A 14,697-nucleotide genomic window follows, 5' to 3' on the forward strand; every position below is an offset into this window, starting at 1 on the left:
GAGAACGATGAAGCTGTCGGAGCTGCAAGGGCCGCTGTCCGGGCGGGCCGCGGCCGGCCTCGAGGTGGTCGTCGACCGGCTCGACCGGCTGTTGTCCGCCGACCCCGACCTGTCGTTCCAGGTCGCGGCGTACGTGGACGGGCGCATCGCCCTCGACGCGTACGGCGGGCCGCACTTGGGGCGTGACTCGCTGATCGTGCCGTACTCGACGTCGAAGAACATCATCGGGGTCGCGGTCGGCCTCCTCGTCGAGCGCGGGCAGTTGGACCTCGACGCGACGGTGGCCTCGTACTGGCCCGAGTTCGCACAGGCCGGCAAGGAGCGGGTCACGGTGCGCCAGTTGCTCTCGCACCAGGCGGGCCTGCCGGAGGCCCAACCACGCCTGTCCTGGGACGAGTTGCTGGACCACCACAAGGGCGCCGAACGGCTCGCCGCGGCCCGGCCGTTGTGGCACCCCGGATCGGCCTTCGGCTACCACGGGCTGACCATCGGGAACCTCGCCGCCGAGCTGGTCTTCCGGATCACCGGCCGCACCCTCCACGACTTCTACGAGGAGACCGTCCGTCGGCCGCTCGGCGCCGAGTTCTACCTCGGCGTTCCCGAGGGACAGGGTCTTGAGGAGCGGCGCGTGGACGTCCTCCCGATGATCCCGCCGCTCGGTGAGACCCCGCAGCCGCAGGGACCGCCGCACGCGATGCAGCGGCTGACCTTCGGGCCCCGGCCGGGACCGCCCGTCCACCTCGCCAACGACGAGCGGTCCTGGCGCTTCGGCCACCCGGCGGGCTCGGCGACGGCCGACGCCCTCGGCATCGCCACGCTGCTCGCGACCGCGGTGACCGGTGTCGAGGGAGCCGCGCCGCTGCTGAGCGCCGACACCGTCGCCACGGTCGGCCAACAGCAGGTGCGCGGCTACGACGAGGTGCTCGACCAGCAGGACCGCGCCCACGCCATCGTCTTCCAGAAGCCGAGCAGGCAACTGGCGTGGGGCGGCCCGCGCAGCATCGGTCACGACGGCGCGTGCGGCGCGGTGGGCTGCGTCGACCCGGACACGGGCGTGGCCTTCGCGTACACGGTGGCCCGCGGCCCGTGGCCGGGCGGCGCCGATCCCCGGGCGGTCGAGGTGGCGCGCACGATCGGGGACCTCGTGGGGTAATCCGGCACTGACCCGGTTGCCCTTGGCGGGGTCCGCGACTCCGGGCGTGTGCGTCCGCATACGCCCGTTTCTGATAGGTGGTCAGTCGACGGTGACCACCACGGAGTGCCAACCGGAAGCACCGTCCGGGATGGTCGGAGTGCGCTTGTCCGTCTGTGTCGTGCCCGTGCGGTCGGTGGCCCGGACCGTGAGGGTGTGGCTGCCCTTGGTGGCCGGCCACGCGTAGGACCACTGGCGCCAGGTGTCACGGGTGGAGGCCGGGGACGAGCATGCGGACGGGGAAGCCGTGCTCGAAGGGCAGCGGTTGGCCGTTCATGCCGACGGCAAGCATCGCGTCCCGTCCGTCCAGCACGTCCTCGACCGGGCTGCCGATCGTCATGCCGTCCACGGAACGTGCCACCAGTTGGTCGGCGGGCCCGCCCCGGGAAGGGGGCCGCACACCGCATTCCCGGAGCAGGTCGGCCAGGCGGACGCCGATCCAGCGGGCGTTGCCGACGTAGGGCCCGCCGACCTCGTTGGAGACACAGGCCAGCGTGATGGTGCGTTCGATGAGCGGCAGCTTCAGCAAATCGGCGAAGGTCAGGGTCAGTTCACGCTCGACGCCCTTGCCGTGGATGCGGAGCTTCCAGGTGGTGGCGTCGACCTTGGGGACGACCAGGGCGGTGTCGACGCGGTAGAAGTCCGCGTTGGGTGTCACGAACGGGCTGATCCCGTCGATGCGCAGGGCGGCGCCGACGACCGCGCCGAGCACGGAGGGCAGGGCGTCGCTCGCGCCCGTCGAGTCGGGCCTGCCGATGGCGGCCAGCGCGCCGATGCCACCGAGGGCCAGCACCCCGAGCGAGCCGACGAGACGCCATCGGGTGGCCACCATGCCCAGGACCAGGGCGAGGAGCGACAGCACGGCGAGAATGCCCAGTTGCAGCACGAGTTTGTCGTTGGTGCCGAACTGCCGGATCGCCCAGTCCTTAACGGCGGGCGGAGTGCGGTCGATGGCCGCCCCGCCGACCGCGACGACCGGCCCCGACTCGGGCCGTACGGCGGCGGAGGCCAGTTCCGCGATCGCGATGGCCGCGTATCCGGCGAGCAGCCCGCTCAGCGCGCCGAGGGCCAGGCGCTTGCTGCCGCGCGGCCGGGGGTGTGTCACCTTGCCGTCCATGCCCCGGAATGGGTCCCCGCGCGGGGTTCGGATTGGTCGGCGCCCCTCCAGCCGCCGATCTTCACCCGTTCGGGGAATCGACCAATCCGCATTCCCGTCCACGCCGGATTACGGGTGTCGGGAGCGAAGAAGCTCCCACTGATCCGCCCGTGGAGGGATTGCCATGCGCACTCGTACCCGTCGTGCCGCCGTCGCCGTCGCCGCCGCAGCCATGCTGCCGCTCGCGCTGACCGCCTGCTCCGACAGCAGCTCCAAAGACAGTGGCTCCGACAGCGCTTCCGCGTCCAAGGGGACCGAAAAGTCCAGCCCGTCGGACGACACCTCGACGATGAGCAAGCCGTTCGGTGCGGCCTGTTCGTCGGTGCCCAAGGACGGTGCGGGGTCCTTCGACGGCATGGCGAAGGACCCGGTCGCCACCGCCGCGTCGAACAACCCGGACCTGTCCACGCTGGTGACCGCCGTGAAGAAGGCCGGTCTCGTCGACACCCTCAACAACGCCGAGAACGTGACCGTCTTCGCGCCCACCAACGAAGCCTTCGCCAAGATCCCGAAGGCGGACCTGGACAAGGTCCTCAACGACAAGGCACAGCTCACCAAGATCCTGACCTACCACGTGGTCGGCAAGAAGCTCACGCCGAAGGACCTGGAGAAGGGCTCGTTCGAGACGCTGGAGAAGTCGAAGCTGACCACCGCGGGATCCGGGGAGTCCTACAAGGTCAACGACTCGGCGAACGTGGTCTGCGGCAACGTCAAGACCGCCAACGCCACCGTCTACATCATCGACAGCGTCCTGATGCCCAAGAGCTGACCCGGCAGCCGGTGCCGTCACTCGCACTCGCCGCCAATCCGTCGCGTGACCGGCTCCGGATTACCCGTGAGACAGCGTTCGGGTGAAAGGAGAGGCGATGTCGAGGGCGCCAGGAGGCGGCTCAGGGGATGCCACCTCACGGACGGTGGGTCGGCGGCGCACTGCCGTGATCGGCAGCGGCGTCGCCGGGCTCACCGCCGCGCACGTACTCGCCCGGACACACCACGTCACCCTGTACGAGGCCGACGACCGGCTCGGCGGACACGCGCACACCCACGACTTGACCTCGCCGGACGGGGCGAACCATCGGGTCGACTCCGGGTTCATCGTGCACAACGGCACCACGTATCCGAACCTGCTGCGGCTGTTCGCCGAGCTCGGCGTCGCCACGCAGGAATCGGAGATGAGCATGTCGGTGCGGTGCGAGGGGTGCGGCCTGGAGTACGCCGGTGCGCGCGGCCCCGCCGGGCTGTTCGCGCGGCCCGGCAACGCGCTGCGCGCCCGCTACCTGCGGCTGCTCGCGCAGGTGCCCATCTTCCACCGGGCGGCGCGGCGACTGCTGGAACACGACGCGGACTCCGATCTCACGCTGGGTGAGTTCGTCGACCGCGAGGGTTTCTCGCCGTACTTCCGTACGCACTTCATGACGCCGCTGGTGTCGGCGGTGTGGTCGTGCGACGCCACCACGGCGCTGCGCTACCCGGCGGCGTATCTGTTCCGGTTCCTGAAGCACCACGGGATGCTCTCCGTGAGCGGATCGCCGACCTGGCGCACGGTGACCGGGGGCTCGCACAGTTACGTCGACCGGGTGGCGCAGGGCCTGGACGAGGTGCGTACGGCGGCGCCGATCCGTGCCCTGCAAAGGCATCCGGACGGCGTCACCCTCACCACCGCCGACGGCTCCCCGCGCGCGTACGACTCGGTGGTCGTCGCCACCCACCCGGACCAGGCGCTGCGGCTCCTTGCGGATGCCACGCCGCGGGAGAAGGAGGTGCTCGGCGCGTTCAGGTACACGCGGAACACCACGCTCCTGCACACCGACACCGCGCTGCTGCCGCGCGCCCAGGGTGCCCGGGCCTCCTGGAACCATCTGCTGCCGTCCTGCACGGCGGGCGCCGACCGGGTGCGGGTCAGTTACGACATGAACCGGCTCCAGCGCCTGGACGCCCCCGAGACCTACGTGGTCACGCTCGGCGGAGAGGACCGCGTCGACCCGTCCCTGGTCCGTGCCCGCATGGTCTACGAACACCCGGTCTACACACCGGAGTCGGTGGCCGCCCAACGACGGCTTCCCGAACTGAGCACCTCCGTCACCGCGTTCGCCGGCGCCTACCACGGCTGGGGCTTCCACGAGGACGGCTGCCGCTCCGGCGTCGCGGCCGCCGCGGCCCTGGGAGTGTCATGGTGAACGCGGCCCCCGCCCTGTACAGCGTGACGATCGCCCATGTGCGCACCGCGCCGCGACGGTACGCGCTGCGCCACCGCACATACATGTGGTTGATCGATCCCGACCACCCTCCCGAACTGCCGGTGCCACTGCGGCCGTTGGCTGGGTTCGACGCCCGTGACCACTTCGACGGCGACCGACCGTCCATCCGCTCCGGTCTCGACGCCTTCCTGGCCGGGCACGGAGTCGACCTCCAGGGCGGCCCGGTCGTGATGCTCACTCACGCGCGCGTGCTCGGGTACGTGTTCAACCCGCTCACCCTGTACTGGTGCCACTCCCCCGGCGGGGCGCTGCGCTGCGTCGTCGCCGAGGTCCACAACACGTACGGCGGACGCCACTGCTATCTGCTGTGGCCCGACGCCTCGGGTCGGGCGTGGACGGACAAGGAGTTCTACGTCTCGCCGTTCTTCCCCGTCGACGGCCGCTACCGCATGCGGTTGCCCGCCCCCGGGGAACGGGTGGATCTCACCGTGCAGCTGGAGCGGGACGGCGGCCGGCCCTTCACCGCAACCGTTCGCGGCACCAGGAAGGAAGTACGTACGCGAACCCTGCTGGGGCTCGCCGTGCGCAGGCCGTGGTCCACGCTCGCCGTGTCCGCGGCCATCCGCCTGCACGGCATCCGGCTGTATCTGCGGGGTCTGCCCGTCCAGCCCCGCCCCGACCAGCACGAACACAGCGTTTCGGAGAACATCTCATGAGAACCGGCGACACCCATCCCGCCACGGCGTCCCTGGCCGGGCCCACGCGCTTCCCAGTGGACCCGGTCCGGTGGCCCGACGTCGCCGCGCCACCGGCCGCCTCCCCGCCCCGGACGGCCGTCGCCGCCGCCGTCGTCCGGCACGCCCTGCGTGAACTCCCGCTGCGCGTGCGCTTCGCCGACGGCTCCGAGCTCGGCAAGGGCGGTCCTGTCCTGGACATCCACCGGCCCGACGCGTTCCACCGCCGCATAGGCAAGCAGGGACTCATCGGGTTCGGTGAGTCGTACATGGCCGGCGAGTGGGACGCGCCCGATCTCGTGGCAGCCCTCACCGTCCTCGCCTCCCACGCCTCCGAGCTGGTGCCCGCGCCCCTCCAGCGGCTGCGCGGGTTGTGGGCGCTGCGTCAGCCCTCGGCCCGACGCAATACCCCGGTCGGCTCCCGGAGCAACATCAGCCACCACTACGACCTGTCCAACGAGCTGTTCGCACTCTTCCTCGACGAGACCCTCAGCTACTCCTCGGCCGTGTTCCGCGGCCTGCCCGCCGATTGGGGGCTGCTCGGCGACGCCCAGCGCCGCAAGATCGACCGGCTGCTCGACCTCGCCGAAGTGCGCGACGGCAGCCGGGTGCTGGAGATCGGCACCGGCTGGGGCGAGCTCGCGATCCGGGCCGCGGCGCGCGGGGCCCGGGTCACCTCGCTCACCCTCTCCGGCGAACAGCGCGAACTCGCGCTGGAACGTGTCGCGGCGGCCGGGCTCGCCGACCGTGTCTCCGTCGAACTGTGCGACTACCGCGAGGCGCGCGGCAGCTACGACGCCGTCGTCAGCGTCGAGATGATCGAAGCGGTCGGCGCCGAGTTCTGGCCCACCTACTTCCGCACCCTCGACGCACGCCTGGCGCCGGGCGGCCGGGTCGCGCTGCAGGCCATCACCATGCCGCACGACCGGATGCTGGCCAGCCGGTCCACGTACACCTGGATCCAGAAGTACATCTTCCCCGGCGGGCTGCTGCCATCCGTCGAAGCGATCGCCGAGACCGTACGCGACCACACCGACCTCACCATCGCCCGCCGCGACGGCTACGGCGCGCACTACGCGGAGACGCTGCGGCTGTGGCGGGAACGGTTCGCCGAGCGGGCCGACGCGGTCGCCGCGCTCGAGTTCGACGAGACGTTCCGCCGCATGTGGACGTTCTATCTCGCCTATTCCGAGGCCGGTTTCCGTTCCGGATACCTCGACGTACAGCAGTACCTGCTCACCAAGGAGGAGATCACCCGATGACCGGTGCAGCCCACCGCCTCGCCGCACTCGCCGGGAACGCGCTCGGCGGGCCGCTGCCGGTCCGCCTGCGCACCTGGGACGGCGCCGAGGCGGGGCCGGCAGACGCACCCCTGGTCGTCGTGCGCTCGCGCCGCGCCCTGCGCCGACTGCTGTGGCAGCCGGGCGAGTTGGGGCTCGCGCAGGCATACGTGACCGGCGAGATCGACGTGGAAGGGGATCTGGCGGCCGGGCTGCGCGCCATGTGGACCGCGGCCCGAGAACGGAGTCTGCACGCGCCCCGGCTCTCCCTCACCGGCCGCGCCCGTGCGGCGGGCGCGGCCGCCCGGCTCGGAGCGGTGGGCCCTCCCCCGGCGCCGCCCGCGTCGCAGGCACGGCTGCGCGGCGCCCTGCACACCAAGTCCCGGGACCGGGCCGCGATCAGTCACCACTACGACCTGTCGAACGCCTTCTACCGGCTGCTCCTCGACGAGACGATGGCGTACTCGTGCGGCTACTGGGCGGGCGAGGGCCCTGAGTTCACCGCGGCCGACGCGCAGCGCGCCAAGCTGGAGCTGATCTGCCGCAAGCTCGGCCTGGTGCAGGGGGCCCGGCTGCTCGACGTCGGCTGCGGCTGGGGCTCCCTGACGCTGTACGCGGCCGAGCGGTACAAGGCGCGGGTCACTGCGGTGACGTTGGCGCACGAGCAGGCGGCGTACGTGGACGAGCAAGTACGCGAGCGGGGCCTCACGGACCGGGTGACCGTGGTGTGCCAGGACTACCGGGACATCACCGGCGGCGACTACGACGCGGTCGCCACGGTCGAGATGGGCGAGCACGTCGGGGATGCCGAGTACCCGGCGTTCGCCGCCGCGCTGCACCGGTTGGTGCGTCCCGCGGGCCGAGTCCTGGTCCAGCAGATGTCGCGCGGGGCGACGGCTCCGGGCGGCGGCGCGTTCATCGAGGCGTACATCGCGCCCGACATGCACATGCGCCCGCTGGGCGGGACGGTCGGCCTGCTGGAGGCGGCGGGCCTGGAGGTGCGGTCGGTGGAGTCGCTGCGCGAGCACTACGTGCGCACGGTCGCCGCGTGGCATCACACGCTGGAGGAACGCTGGTCCGACTTCGTGGCGCTCGTCGGTGAGGAGACGGCACGCGTGTGGCGCCTGTACCTGGTGGGCGGCGCCCTCGCCTTCGAGGAGCGGCGCATGGGCGTCGACCAGATCCTCGCCGTCCGCCCGACGGCCGCGGGGCGCAGTGGTGCGCCCGCGACGCCGCGGGACTGGTACTCCGGTCTGGACCGGCTGTGAACGGCTTCGACTGGGGCGCGTTCGGGGCGGGTCTCGCGTGGGCGGCCGCGGCGGCGTTCGGCGTCATGCTGGTGACCTTCGCCGTGGCCGTGCGCAAGGGTGTGCACCGGATCGTCGACGTGGCGTGGGGGCTGGGGTTCGCCGCGGTCGCCGCCGTGGGTTTCCTGGCGTCGGCGGGCGCCGGCGATCCGGGGCGGCGGGTCCTGGTGACCGTACTGACGACGGTGTGGGGTCTGCGGCTCGCCGTGCACATCGCACGGCGCGGACGCGGGCACGGGGAGGACCCCCGCTACGAGCGGATGCTGTCCAAGGCCCCCGGAAACCGGAACCTGTACGCGCTGCGCATGGTCTATCTCCTCCAGGGCGCACTCGTCTGGCTCGTGTCGCTTCCCGTGCAGGCCGCGCAGTACGTGACGGGCCCGATGACCGGCTTCGCCTGGGCGGGGACGCTGCTGTGGGCGGTGGGCATGTTCTTCGAGGCGGTCGGGGACGCACAGCTGGCCCGGTTCAAGGCGGACCCCGCGGCCAAGGGCCGGATCATGGACCGGGGGCTGTGGCGTTTCACCCGTCACCCGAACTACTTCGGGGACTTCTGCGTCTGGTGGGGTCTGTTCCTGATCGTGTGCGACTCGTTCGGCGCGGCTGCCGTCTGTGTCGTCTCACCGCTGGTGATGAGCCTGTTGTTGACCAAGGGCAGCGGAAAGCGGCTGCTGGAACGGCACATGGCCGAGCGTCCGGGCTACGCCGAGTACGCGGCCCGCACCAGCGGCTTCCTTCCCCTGCCACCCCGCCGTTGAAGTGACTGGGGCCCCGCCGCCGGGCGGGGCCCCACTCGTCGACCCCTCAGGCGGGCAGCGGCATCAACGCCACCGGATCGGTGGTCGGCCGGTCCGAGCCGCCGGCCGGCTCGACGGTGATGCCCATGCCGGACGCCCCGTCCACGCCGCCGCTCAGCAGCACGGCCTGGTCACTTCGGGCGGTGTCCATGAGCCCTGCCGAGCGCATGGTTCCGCCGTCGTCGTACCAGAGTTGGTAGACCTTGCCCTGTGGCGGGTGTGCCATCCCCGAGGCGATGAACACGGCCCGGTCCTGGCTCTTGGAGACGACGACGGTGCCGCTGGCGCCGTCGCCGAGGCGCGCCGAGCCGGTCCTGGCGTCAGGTGCCGCGAGCACGGCGGCGATCCGGTCGTTGCCTGCTTCCGCCTGCCGGGCCTGTTGCTGGGCGTCCTCCGCGCGCTCGTACTGCCATGCGGCGGTGCCACCGAGCGCGGAGGCGGCCACGAAGCAGGCGGCGAGCGCCCACCGCGGCAGCAGTCGACGCCCGGCACCCGCCGTGCGTCCGGCCCGGGACAGGGCCCGCTCACGCGGCGACTCCTGGCGGACCGTAGTGATCCGGCGCAGTACCCGGCCCCGCAGCTCGGGGCGGGGTGCCGCCGTAGCGGCCAGGCCGAGACGGGCGGCGGTCGCCGTGAGTTCGGCGCTCTCCTGGGCGCAGGCCTCGCAGTGCGCGAGGTGCTGCTCGAAGTCGGCCCGCTCGTCGTCGGAGAGCGCGTGCAGCGCGTAGGCCCCGGTCAGGGTGTGCAGGTCGGCGGCGGTCACGCGGTCACCCCCAGGCAGTCGCGGAGCCGGATGAGACCGTCGCGCAGTCGGGTCTTGACCGTGCCGAGAGGCAGGGCCAGGGACTCCGCGACCTGGCGGTAGGTCAGCCCGCGGTAGTAGGCGAGGGTGACGGCCTGGCGCTGGATCTCGGTCAGGGTGCGCAGGCAGCGGCGCACCTGCTCGCGCTCAAGGCGTGCCTCGACCTGCTCGGTGACCTGGTCGAAGTCGGGCATGTGGTCGAGGAGCGCGGCCTTCTGGTCACGGGCCGCGGCGGCCTCCACCGAGCGGACCCGGTCGATGGCGCGCCGGTGGGCCAGGGTGAGGATCCAGTTGATGGCCGTGCCGCGGTCGGTGCGGTAGCGGGGAGCGGTGCGCCAGACCTCCACCATGATCTCCTGCGCGACCTCCTCGGACTGGGCCAGGTCCCGCAGCACCGCGCGTACGGTGCCGAGGACCGGGCCCATCACCATGTCGTACACCGAGGCGAACGCCTCCTCGTCGCCGAGGGCCACGCGTCCCACCAGCTCCTGCAGATCCGGTTCGGCGGACGGGTTTCTGCCGATGTGTACGGCTTCTTTCACGGGGGCCCTCCGGGCTCGGGAACTGTCTGGATGTAATCCGGACCCGGCGCGGCCGCGGATTGGTCACGCCGCTTCCTGTTCCCTGTTTGCCGGCGCGACGGATGCACACCGGCGAAGGCCCCACCGGGGTCACCGCCGGATGCGTGTCATCTCCGGGTCGAACAGTGGCTCCGCCGCCGTGGTCGCGTCAACCCTGTCACCGAAGTAGCCGATCTCCACGCGGGTGCCGGGTTCGGCGTGTTCGGCGGGGAGCCAGGCGTAGGCGATCGGGCGGCCGAGGGTGTAGCCGTAGGCGGCGCTCGTGACGTAGCCGCAGGGCCGGCCGTTCACGAAGACGGGCTCGTGGCCCATGACCACCGAGCGGTCGTCGTCGATGAGGAGGGCGGTGAGGCGGCGGTCCACGGTGTCCTTGGTGACGTCGCGGATCGCGTCGAGGCCCAGGTAGTCGCCCTTCTTCTTGCGGACGGCGAAGCCGACACCGGCCTCGTACGGGTTGTGCTCGCTGGTCATGTCGTGGCCCCAGGCCCGGTAGCCCTTCTCCAGGCGCAGGGAGTTGAAGGCGCTGCGGCCCGCGGCGATGACACCGTGGTCCTGTCCCGCCTTCCAGAGCGTGTCCCACAGGCGCTGGCCCAGATCCGCGGTGGTGTAGATCTCCCAGCCGAGTTCGCCGACGTAGGACAGGCGCATCGCGGTGACCGGGACGTCCCCGATGAACGCCTGCTTCGCCTTGAAGTAGCCGAAGTTCTCATGCGAGAAGTCGGCGTCGGTGAGGGGTTGCACGAGGTCGCGGGCGCGCGGGCCCCACACACCGATGCAGCAGGTGCCGGCCGTGATGTCACGGACCTGCACGGTGCCGTCGGCGGGCAGGTGGCGGCGCAGCCACGCGAGGTCGAGGTTGCTGTTGGCGCCGACCTGGAAGCGGTCCTCGGCGAGCCGGGCGACGGTGAGATCGCTCAGCACGCCGCCCGCCTCGTCGAGCATCAGCGTGTAGGTGACCGCGCCGACCGCCTTGTCCAGTTGGTTCGTCGACAGGCCTTGCAGGAACGTCAGGGCGCCCGGGCCCGTGACCTCCAGGCGCTTGAGCGGGGTCATGTCGTACATCGCCACGCGCTCGCGGGTGACCAGGGCCTCGGCCCCCGCGATGGGCGACCAGAAGCGGGCGGCCCACTCGTTGCGCTCGCCGATGCGGGACACCTCGGGCAGGTAGGCGTTCGCCTCGTACCAGTGCGGGCGCTCCCAGCCTCCGCCCTCCAGGAACACGGCGCCGAGTTCCTGCTGACGTGAGTGGAAGGGGCTCACGCGCAGCGGCCGTGGCCGGTTCGGCGGCTGGAGCGGGTGGATGATGTCGTAGACCTCGGAGAAGCTCTGGCAGCTGCGCTCGTGCACGTAGTCGGGGGCGAGCTGCACGTCCTCGAAGCGGTTGATGTCGCAGCCGTGGAGGTCGATGCCGGGCCTGCCCTCGACCATCCACTTGGCGACGGCGCGGGCGACGCCCGCCGAGTGGGTCACCCAGACCGCTTCGGCCAGCCAGAAGCCGGACACCGTCGGGGACTCGCCGATCAGGGGCATGCCGTCGATCGTGAAGGAGAACAGGCCGTTGAAGCCGTCGGCCATCTCGGCGTCGTTCAGGGCGGGCAGCAGCCTGCGGGTGTCGGCCCAGGCGCCTTCGAAGTCGGCCTTCGTGAAGTCGAGCTTCGAGGGCTGGTCGGGGCTTTCGGAGGGGTGCGCGACGTCGTCGGCGGACAGCGGCATGGGACGGTGGGCGTACGAGCCGATGCCGATGCGGTCGACGAGTTCGCGGTAGTACAGGCCGGCGTCCTGGTTGCGCAGGATCGGCAGGTTCGCCTCGGCCGACCGGCTGTTGCGGCCCTTGAGTTCGGTGAGCGGTGTGGTGGTGGCGTACTGGTGGCCCATGGGGACGAGCGGTACGGGCTGGCCGACCATGCGGCCGATGCGCGGGCCCCAGAATCCGGCGCAGGACACCACGATGTCCGCGGGGAAGGTGCCGCGGTCGGTGACGACGGCGCTGACGGCTCCGCCCGATGTCTCGATGTCGGTGACGGTGTGGTGGCCGAGGAAGGCGGCACCGCGGGCGATGGCGCGGCGGGCCTGTGCCTCGCCGATGCGCAACGCCTTGGCGAGGCCGTCGCTGGGGATGTGGTAGCCGCCGAGGATGGCGTCGGGGTCGAGCAGCGGGTGGAGCTTCGCCGACTCCTCGGGGCCGAGCAGGTGGCTCTCGACTCCCCAGGAGGTGAGCCAGCCGTGCCGTCGTTCGAGCTCCGCCAGTCGTTCGGGGCTCGTGGCGATCTCCAGGCCGCCGACCTGCCGGTAGCACCAGTCGCCGTCGAGGTCGAGGACGCTCGTCTTCTCGACGGTGTAGCGCGCGAACTCGGTCATGGTCTTGGACGGGCTGGTCTGGAAGACGAGTCCGGGGGCGTGCGAGCTGGATCCGCCGGTCGCGAAGAGGGGTCCCTGTTCGAGGACGGTGACGTCCGTCCAGCCGAGGGCGGTGAGTTCGTCGCTGAGGGAGCAGCCGACGATGCCGGCTCCGATGATGACCACCTTGGGCTGCGAAGACTGCGAGGTCATGGTGGGTCCTCCGGGAGGTCGAGGGTGCGCGAGGGTGACGTGGGAGGGGTGGTGGGTGGTGTCGTCAGAGGCGGACGACCGAGCGCAGCACCTCGCCGCGGCTCATCCGGTCGAAGGCGCCCTGCACATCGGTGAGGTCGATCGTCTCGCTCACGAACCGGTCCAGGTCGAACCGGCCTCGCAGATGGAGGTCGACGAGCTGCGGGAAGTCGCGGGAGGGCAGGCAGTCGCCGTACCAGGACGACGTGAGGGCGCCGCCGCGTCCGAAGACGTCGAGGAGGGGCAGTTGCACGGTGCGGTCGGCGCTCGGCACACCGACGAGCACGAGGGTTCCGGCGAGGTCGCGCGCGTAGAAGGCCTGCCGGTACGTCTCCGGGCTGCCGACCGCGTCGATGACGACGTCGGCGCCGTGCCCGCCGGTGAGTTCGCGGACGGCCCGCACGGGGTCGGTCGCGGTGGAGTCGACGGTGTGGGTCGCGCCGAATCCGCCGGCGAGGTCGAGCTTGCGGGCGTCGATGTCGACGGCGATCACCCGCGTGGCACCGGCCAGTTCGGCGCCTGCGAGGGCCGCCATGCCGACGCCGCCGCAACCGATGACCGCGACGGAGTCGCCGCACGCGACACCGCCGGTGTGCACGGCGGCGCCGAAGCCCGCCATGACACCGCAGCCGAGCAGTCCGGCGGCCGCGGCCGGTGCCGCCGCGTTGACCTTGGTGCACTGTCCGGCGGCGACCAGTGCCTTCTCCGCGAAGGCGCCGATACCGAGGGCGGCGACGAAGGGTGTGCCGTCGTCCAGCGTGGTGGGCTGGGTGGCGCCCAGGCTGTCGAAGCAGTACCAGGGCCGTCCGCGCCGGCAGGACCGGCAACGTCCGCAGACCGCGCGCCAGTTGAGGACGACGAAGTCGCCCTCGGCGACATCGGTGACATCGGGGCCGACGGCCTCGACGACGCCCGCCGCCTCGTGGCCGAGGAGGAAGGGGAACTCCGTGCCGATGCCGCCCTGGAGGTAGTGCAGGTCCGTGTGGCACACGCCGCAGGCCTGGATGTCGACGAGGGCCTCACGGGGGCCCGGATCGGGCACGGTCACGGTCTCCAGGGTCGCCGGTGCGCCTGCCGCGCGGGCCACGACGGCCTTGACCTGATGGGGCATGGGGATCCTCCGAGCAGCGGCCCGCCGTTGGGGCTTGTGGCGTTCGGGAGAAGCGCGGGCCGCCCGCCTCGATGCGGCGGCCGCGTATGCACGTTCAGTTGACACGACAGTTGAGCGTGATTGATATACCAGCGATCGGCACACTAGAACCGCTGCGCGGCGGGCGTCAATGGGCTCCGATTTCCCCGGAGTTGAGGAGCGCTCGACGCCCTCAGATGATCGAGCGGATCGCCCGTTCGAAGTTCTCCACGTGCTCGGCGGCCACGGCGGACGCCTTGGCCTCGTCGCCGTCGATGACGGCCCGCAGCAACTGCCCGTGCTCGTGGACGTGTTGCTCGAGTCCGGCGAGGCGGTCGATGAACAGACACCAGATGCGGGTGGCGAGGTTGTCGTAGGTGACCAGCGTGGCTTCGAGGTACGGGTTGTACGTGAGCGCGTAGACGGCGCGGTGCACCGCCATGTCGAGGCGGAGCAGGGCGACGTCGCCGGGTTCCGGCGCGGCCTGCGACTCCTCCTCGACGCGGGTGAGCAGCTCGCGCAGCCGCTCCCGGTCCGCCACGGTGGCCCGCTTGGCGGCGCGTGCGGCGGCGAGGGGTTCGAGCTCCTGGCGCACCTCTGAGATGTGGCCGAGGTCGGCGATCTGTACTTCGGTGGCGAAGGTGCCGCGCCGGGGGAAGGCGACGACGAGCCGCTCGGTCTCCAGGCGCTTGAGGGCCTCGCGGACCGGGGTGCGGCCGAGGCCGAGGTCGGTGGCGAGCCGCCCGTCGTGGACGGGTTCGCCGGGGCGGATCTGCAGGGTGACGAGCCGATCCGTGATCTCCTGATACGCCTGGTCGGCCAGTGTCGCGCCGTGCGACTGGCCCCCGGCGGCAGGCACAGATGCCATCTCGCCCCTCCCGCGACGTGTCCCCGATGGGACCTTACCGTACCGCATCCCTGCATTGATATAT

The 14,697-nt window shown here is 71.6% G+C and carries 12 protein-coding genes and 1 pseudogene; 7 read left to right on the top strand and 6 right to left on the bottom strand.

The window, feature by feature from the left end; all coding sequences use genetic code 11:
* The first annotated feature begins 7 nt into the window (after positions 1 to 7).
* Positions 8 to 1,153: a serine hydrolase domain-containing protein gene (locus ACIA8D_RS29600; RefSeq protein ID WP_399237028.1), complete on the top strand. Its 1,146-nt coding sequence runs from the start codon at positions 8 to 10 to the stop codon at positions 1,151 to 1,153.
* Positions 1,154 to 1,234: 81 nt separating this feature from the next.
* Here the strand turns inward: ACIA8D_RS29600 and ACIA8D_RS29605 are convergent.
* Positions 1,235 to 2,309 (bottom strand): annotated as a pseudogene (locus ACIA8D_RS29605) (molybdopterin-dependent oxidoreductase).
* Between the two features lie 163 nt (positions 2,310 to 2,472).
* Between ACIA8D_RS29605 and ACIA8D_RS29610 the strand changes: the two are divergent.
* The 6 genes from ACIA8D_RS29610 (at position 2,473) to ACIA8D_RS29635 (ending at position 8,625) form a co-directional block, all read left to right on the top strand.
* Positions 2,473 to 3,117, top strand: coding sequence for a fasciclin domain-containing protein (locus ACIA8D_RS29610; protein ID WP_399237029.1), 645 nt, complete (start codon positions 2,473 to 2,475; stop codon positions 3,115 to 3,117).
* A 97-nt stretch (positions 3,118 to 3,214) separates the two neighbouring features.
* Positions 3,215 to 4,525, top strand: a complete 1,311-nt coding sequence (locus ACIA8D_RS29615) for an NAD(P)/FAD-dependent oxidoreductase (protein ID WP_399237031.1) — start codon at positions 3,215 to 3,217, stop codon at positions 4,523 to 4,525.
* Complete coding sequence (locus ACIA8D_RS29620; RefSeq protein ID WP_399237033.1) at positions 4,519 to 5,262, top strand: DUF1365 domain-containing protein; 744 nt, start codon at positions 4,519 to 4,521, stop codon at positions 5,260 to 5,262. The genes ACIA8D_RS29615 and ACIA8D_RS29620 overlap by 7 nt, the downstream gene beginning before the upstream one ends.
* Positions 5,259 to 6,542, top strand: coding sequence for a class I SAM-dependent methyltransferase (locus ACIA8D_RS29625; protein ID WP_399237035.1), 1,284 nt, complete (start codon positions 5,259 to 5,261; stop codon positions 6,540 to 6,542). Before ACIA8D_RS29620 ends, ACIA8D_RS29625 begins: the two co-directional genes overlap by 4 nt.
* Positions 6,539 to 7,828: a class I SAM-dependent methyltransferase gene (locus ACIA8D_RS29630; RefSeq protein WP_399237036.1), complete on the top strand. Its 1,290-nt coding sequence runs from the start codon at positions 6,539 to 6,541 to the stop codon at positions 7,826 to 7,828. The genes ACIA8D_RS29625 and ACIA8D_RS29630 overlap by 4 nt, the downstream gene beginning before the upstream one ends.
* Complete coding sequence (locus ACIA8D_RS29635) at positions 7,825 to 8,625, top strand: DUF1295 domain-containing protein (RefSeq protein ID WP_399237037.1); 801 nt, start codon at positions 7,825 to 7,827, stop codon at positions 8,623 to 8,625. The genes ACIA8D_RS29630 and ACIA8D_RS29635 overlap by 4 nt, the downstream gene beginning before the upstream one ends.
* Positions 8,626 to 8,671: 46 nt before the next feature.
* Here ACIA8D_RS29635 and ACIA8D_RS29640 read toward each other — a convergent pair whose 3' ends face one another.
* The 5 genes from ACIA8D_RS29640 to ACIA8D_RS29660 all read right to left on the bottom strand — a co-directional run bounded on the left by ACIA8D_RS29640 (position 8,672) and on the right by ACIA8D_RS29660 (position 14,633).
* A complete protein-coding gene (locus tag ACIA8D_RS29640) occupies positions 8,672 to 9,427 on the bottom strand; it encodes an anti-sigma factor domain-containing protein (RefSeq protein WP_399237039.1) in 756 nt (251 codons plus the stop codon).
* Positions 9,424 to 10,008, bottom strand: a complete 585-nt coding sequence (locus ACIA8D_RS29645; protein WP_399237040.1) for a sigma-70 family RNA polymerase sigma factor — start codon at positions 10,006 to 10,008, stop codon at positions 9,424 to 9,426. The genes ACIA8D_RS29640 and ACIA8D_RS29645 overlap by 4 nt, the downstream gene beginning before the upstream one ends.
* 129 nt (positions 10,009 to 10,137) lie before the next feature.
* On the bottom strand, positions 10,138 to 12,597 hold the full coding sequence (locus ACIA8D_RS29650; protein WP_399237042.1) for an FAD-dependent oxidoreductase: 2,460 nt from the start codon (positions 12,595 to 12,597) through the stop codon (positions 10,138 to 10,140).
* A gap of 64 nt (positions 12,598 to 12,661) precedes the next feature.
* Positions 12,662 to 13,747 (bottom strand): S-(hydroxymethyl)mycothiol dehydrogenase, encoded by a 1,086-nt coding sequence (locus ACIA8D_RS29655; RefSeq protein ID WP_399237044.1) that lies wholly within the window; start codon positions 13,745 to 13,747, stop codon positions 12,662 to 12,664.
* A gap of 211 nt (positions 13,748 to 13,958) precedes the next feature.
* Positions 13,959 to 14,633: a GntR family transcriptional regulator gene (locus ACIA8D_RS29660; protein ID WP_399237046.1), complete on the bottom strand. Its 675-nt coding sequence runs from the start codon at positions 14,631 to 14,633 to the stop codon at positions 13,959 to 13,961.
* Positions 14,634 to 14,697: the final 64 nt, after the last annotated feature.

The sequence above is a fragment of the Streptomyces sp. NPDC051684 genome, from assembly GCF_044453445.1.
GTDB lineage: Bacteria > Actinomycetota > Actinomycetes > Streptomycetales > Streptomycetaceae > Streptomyces.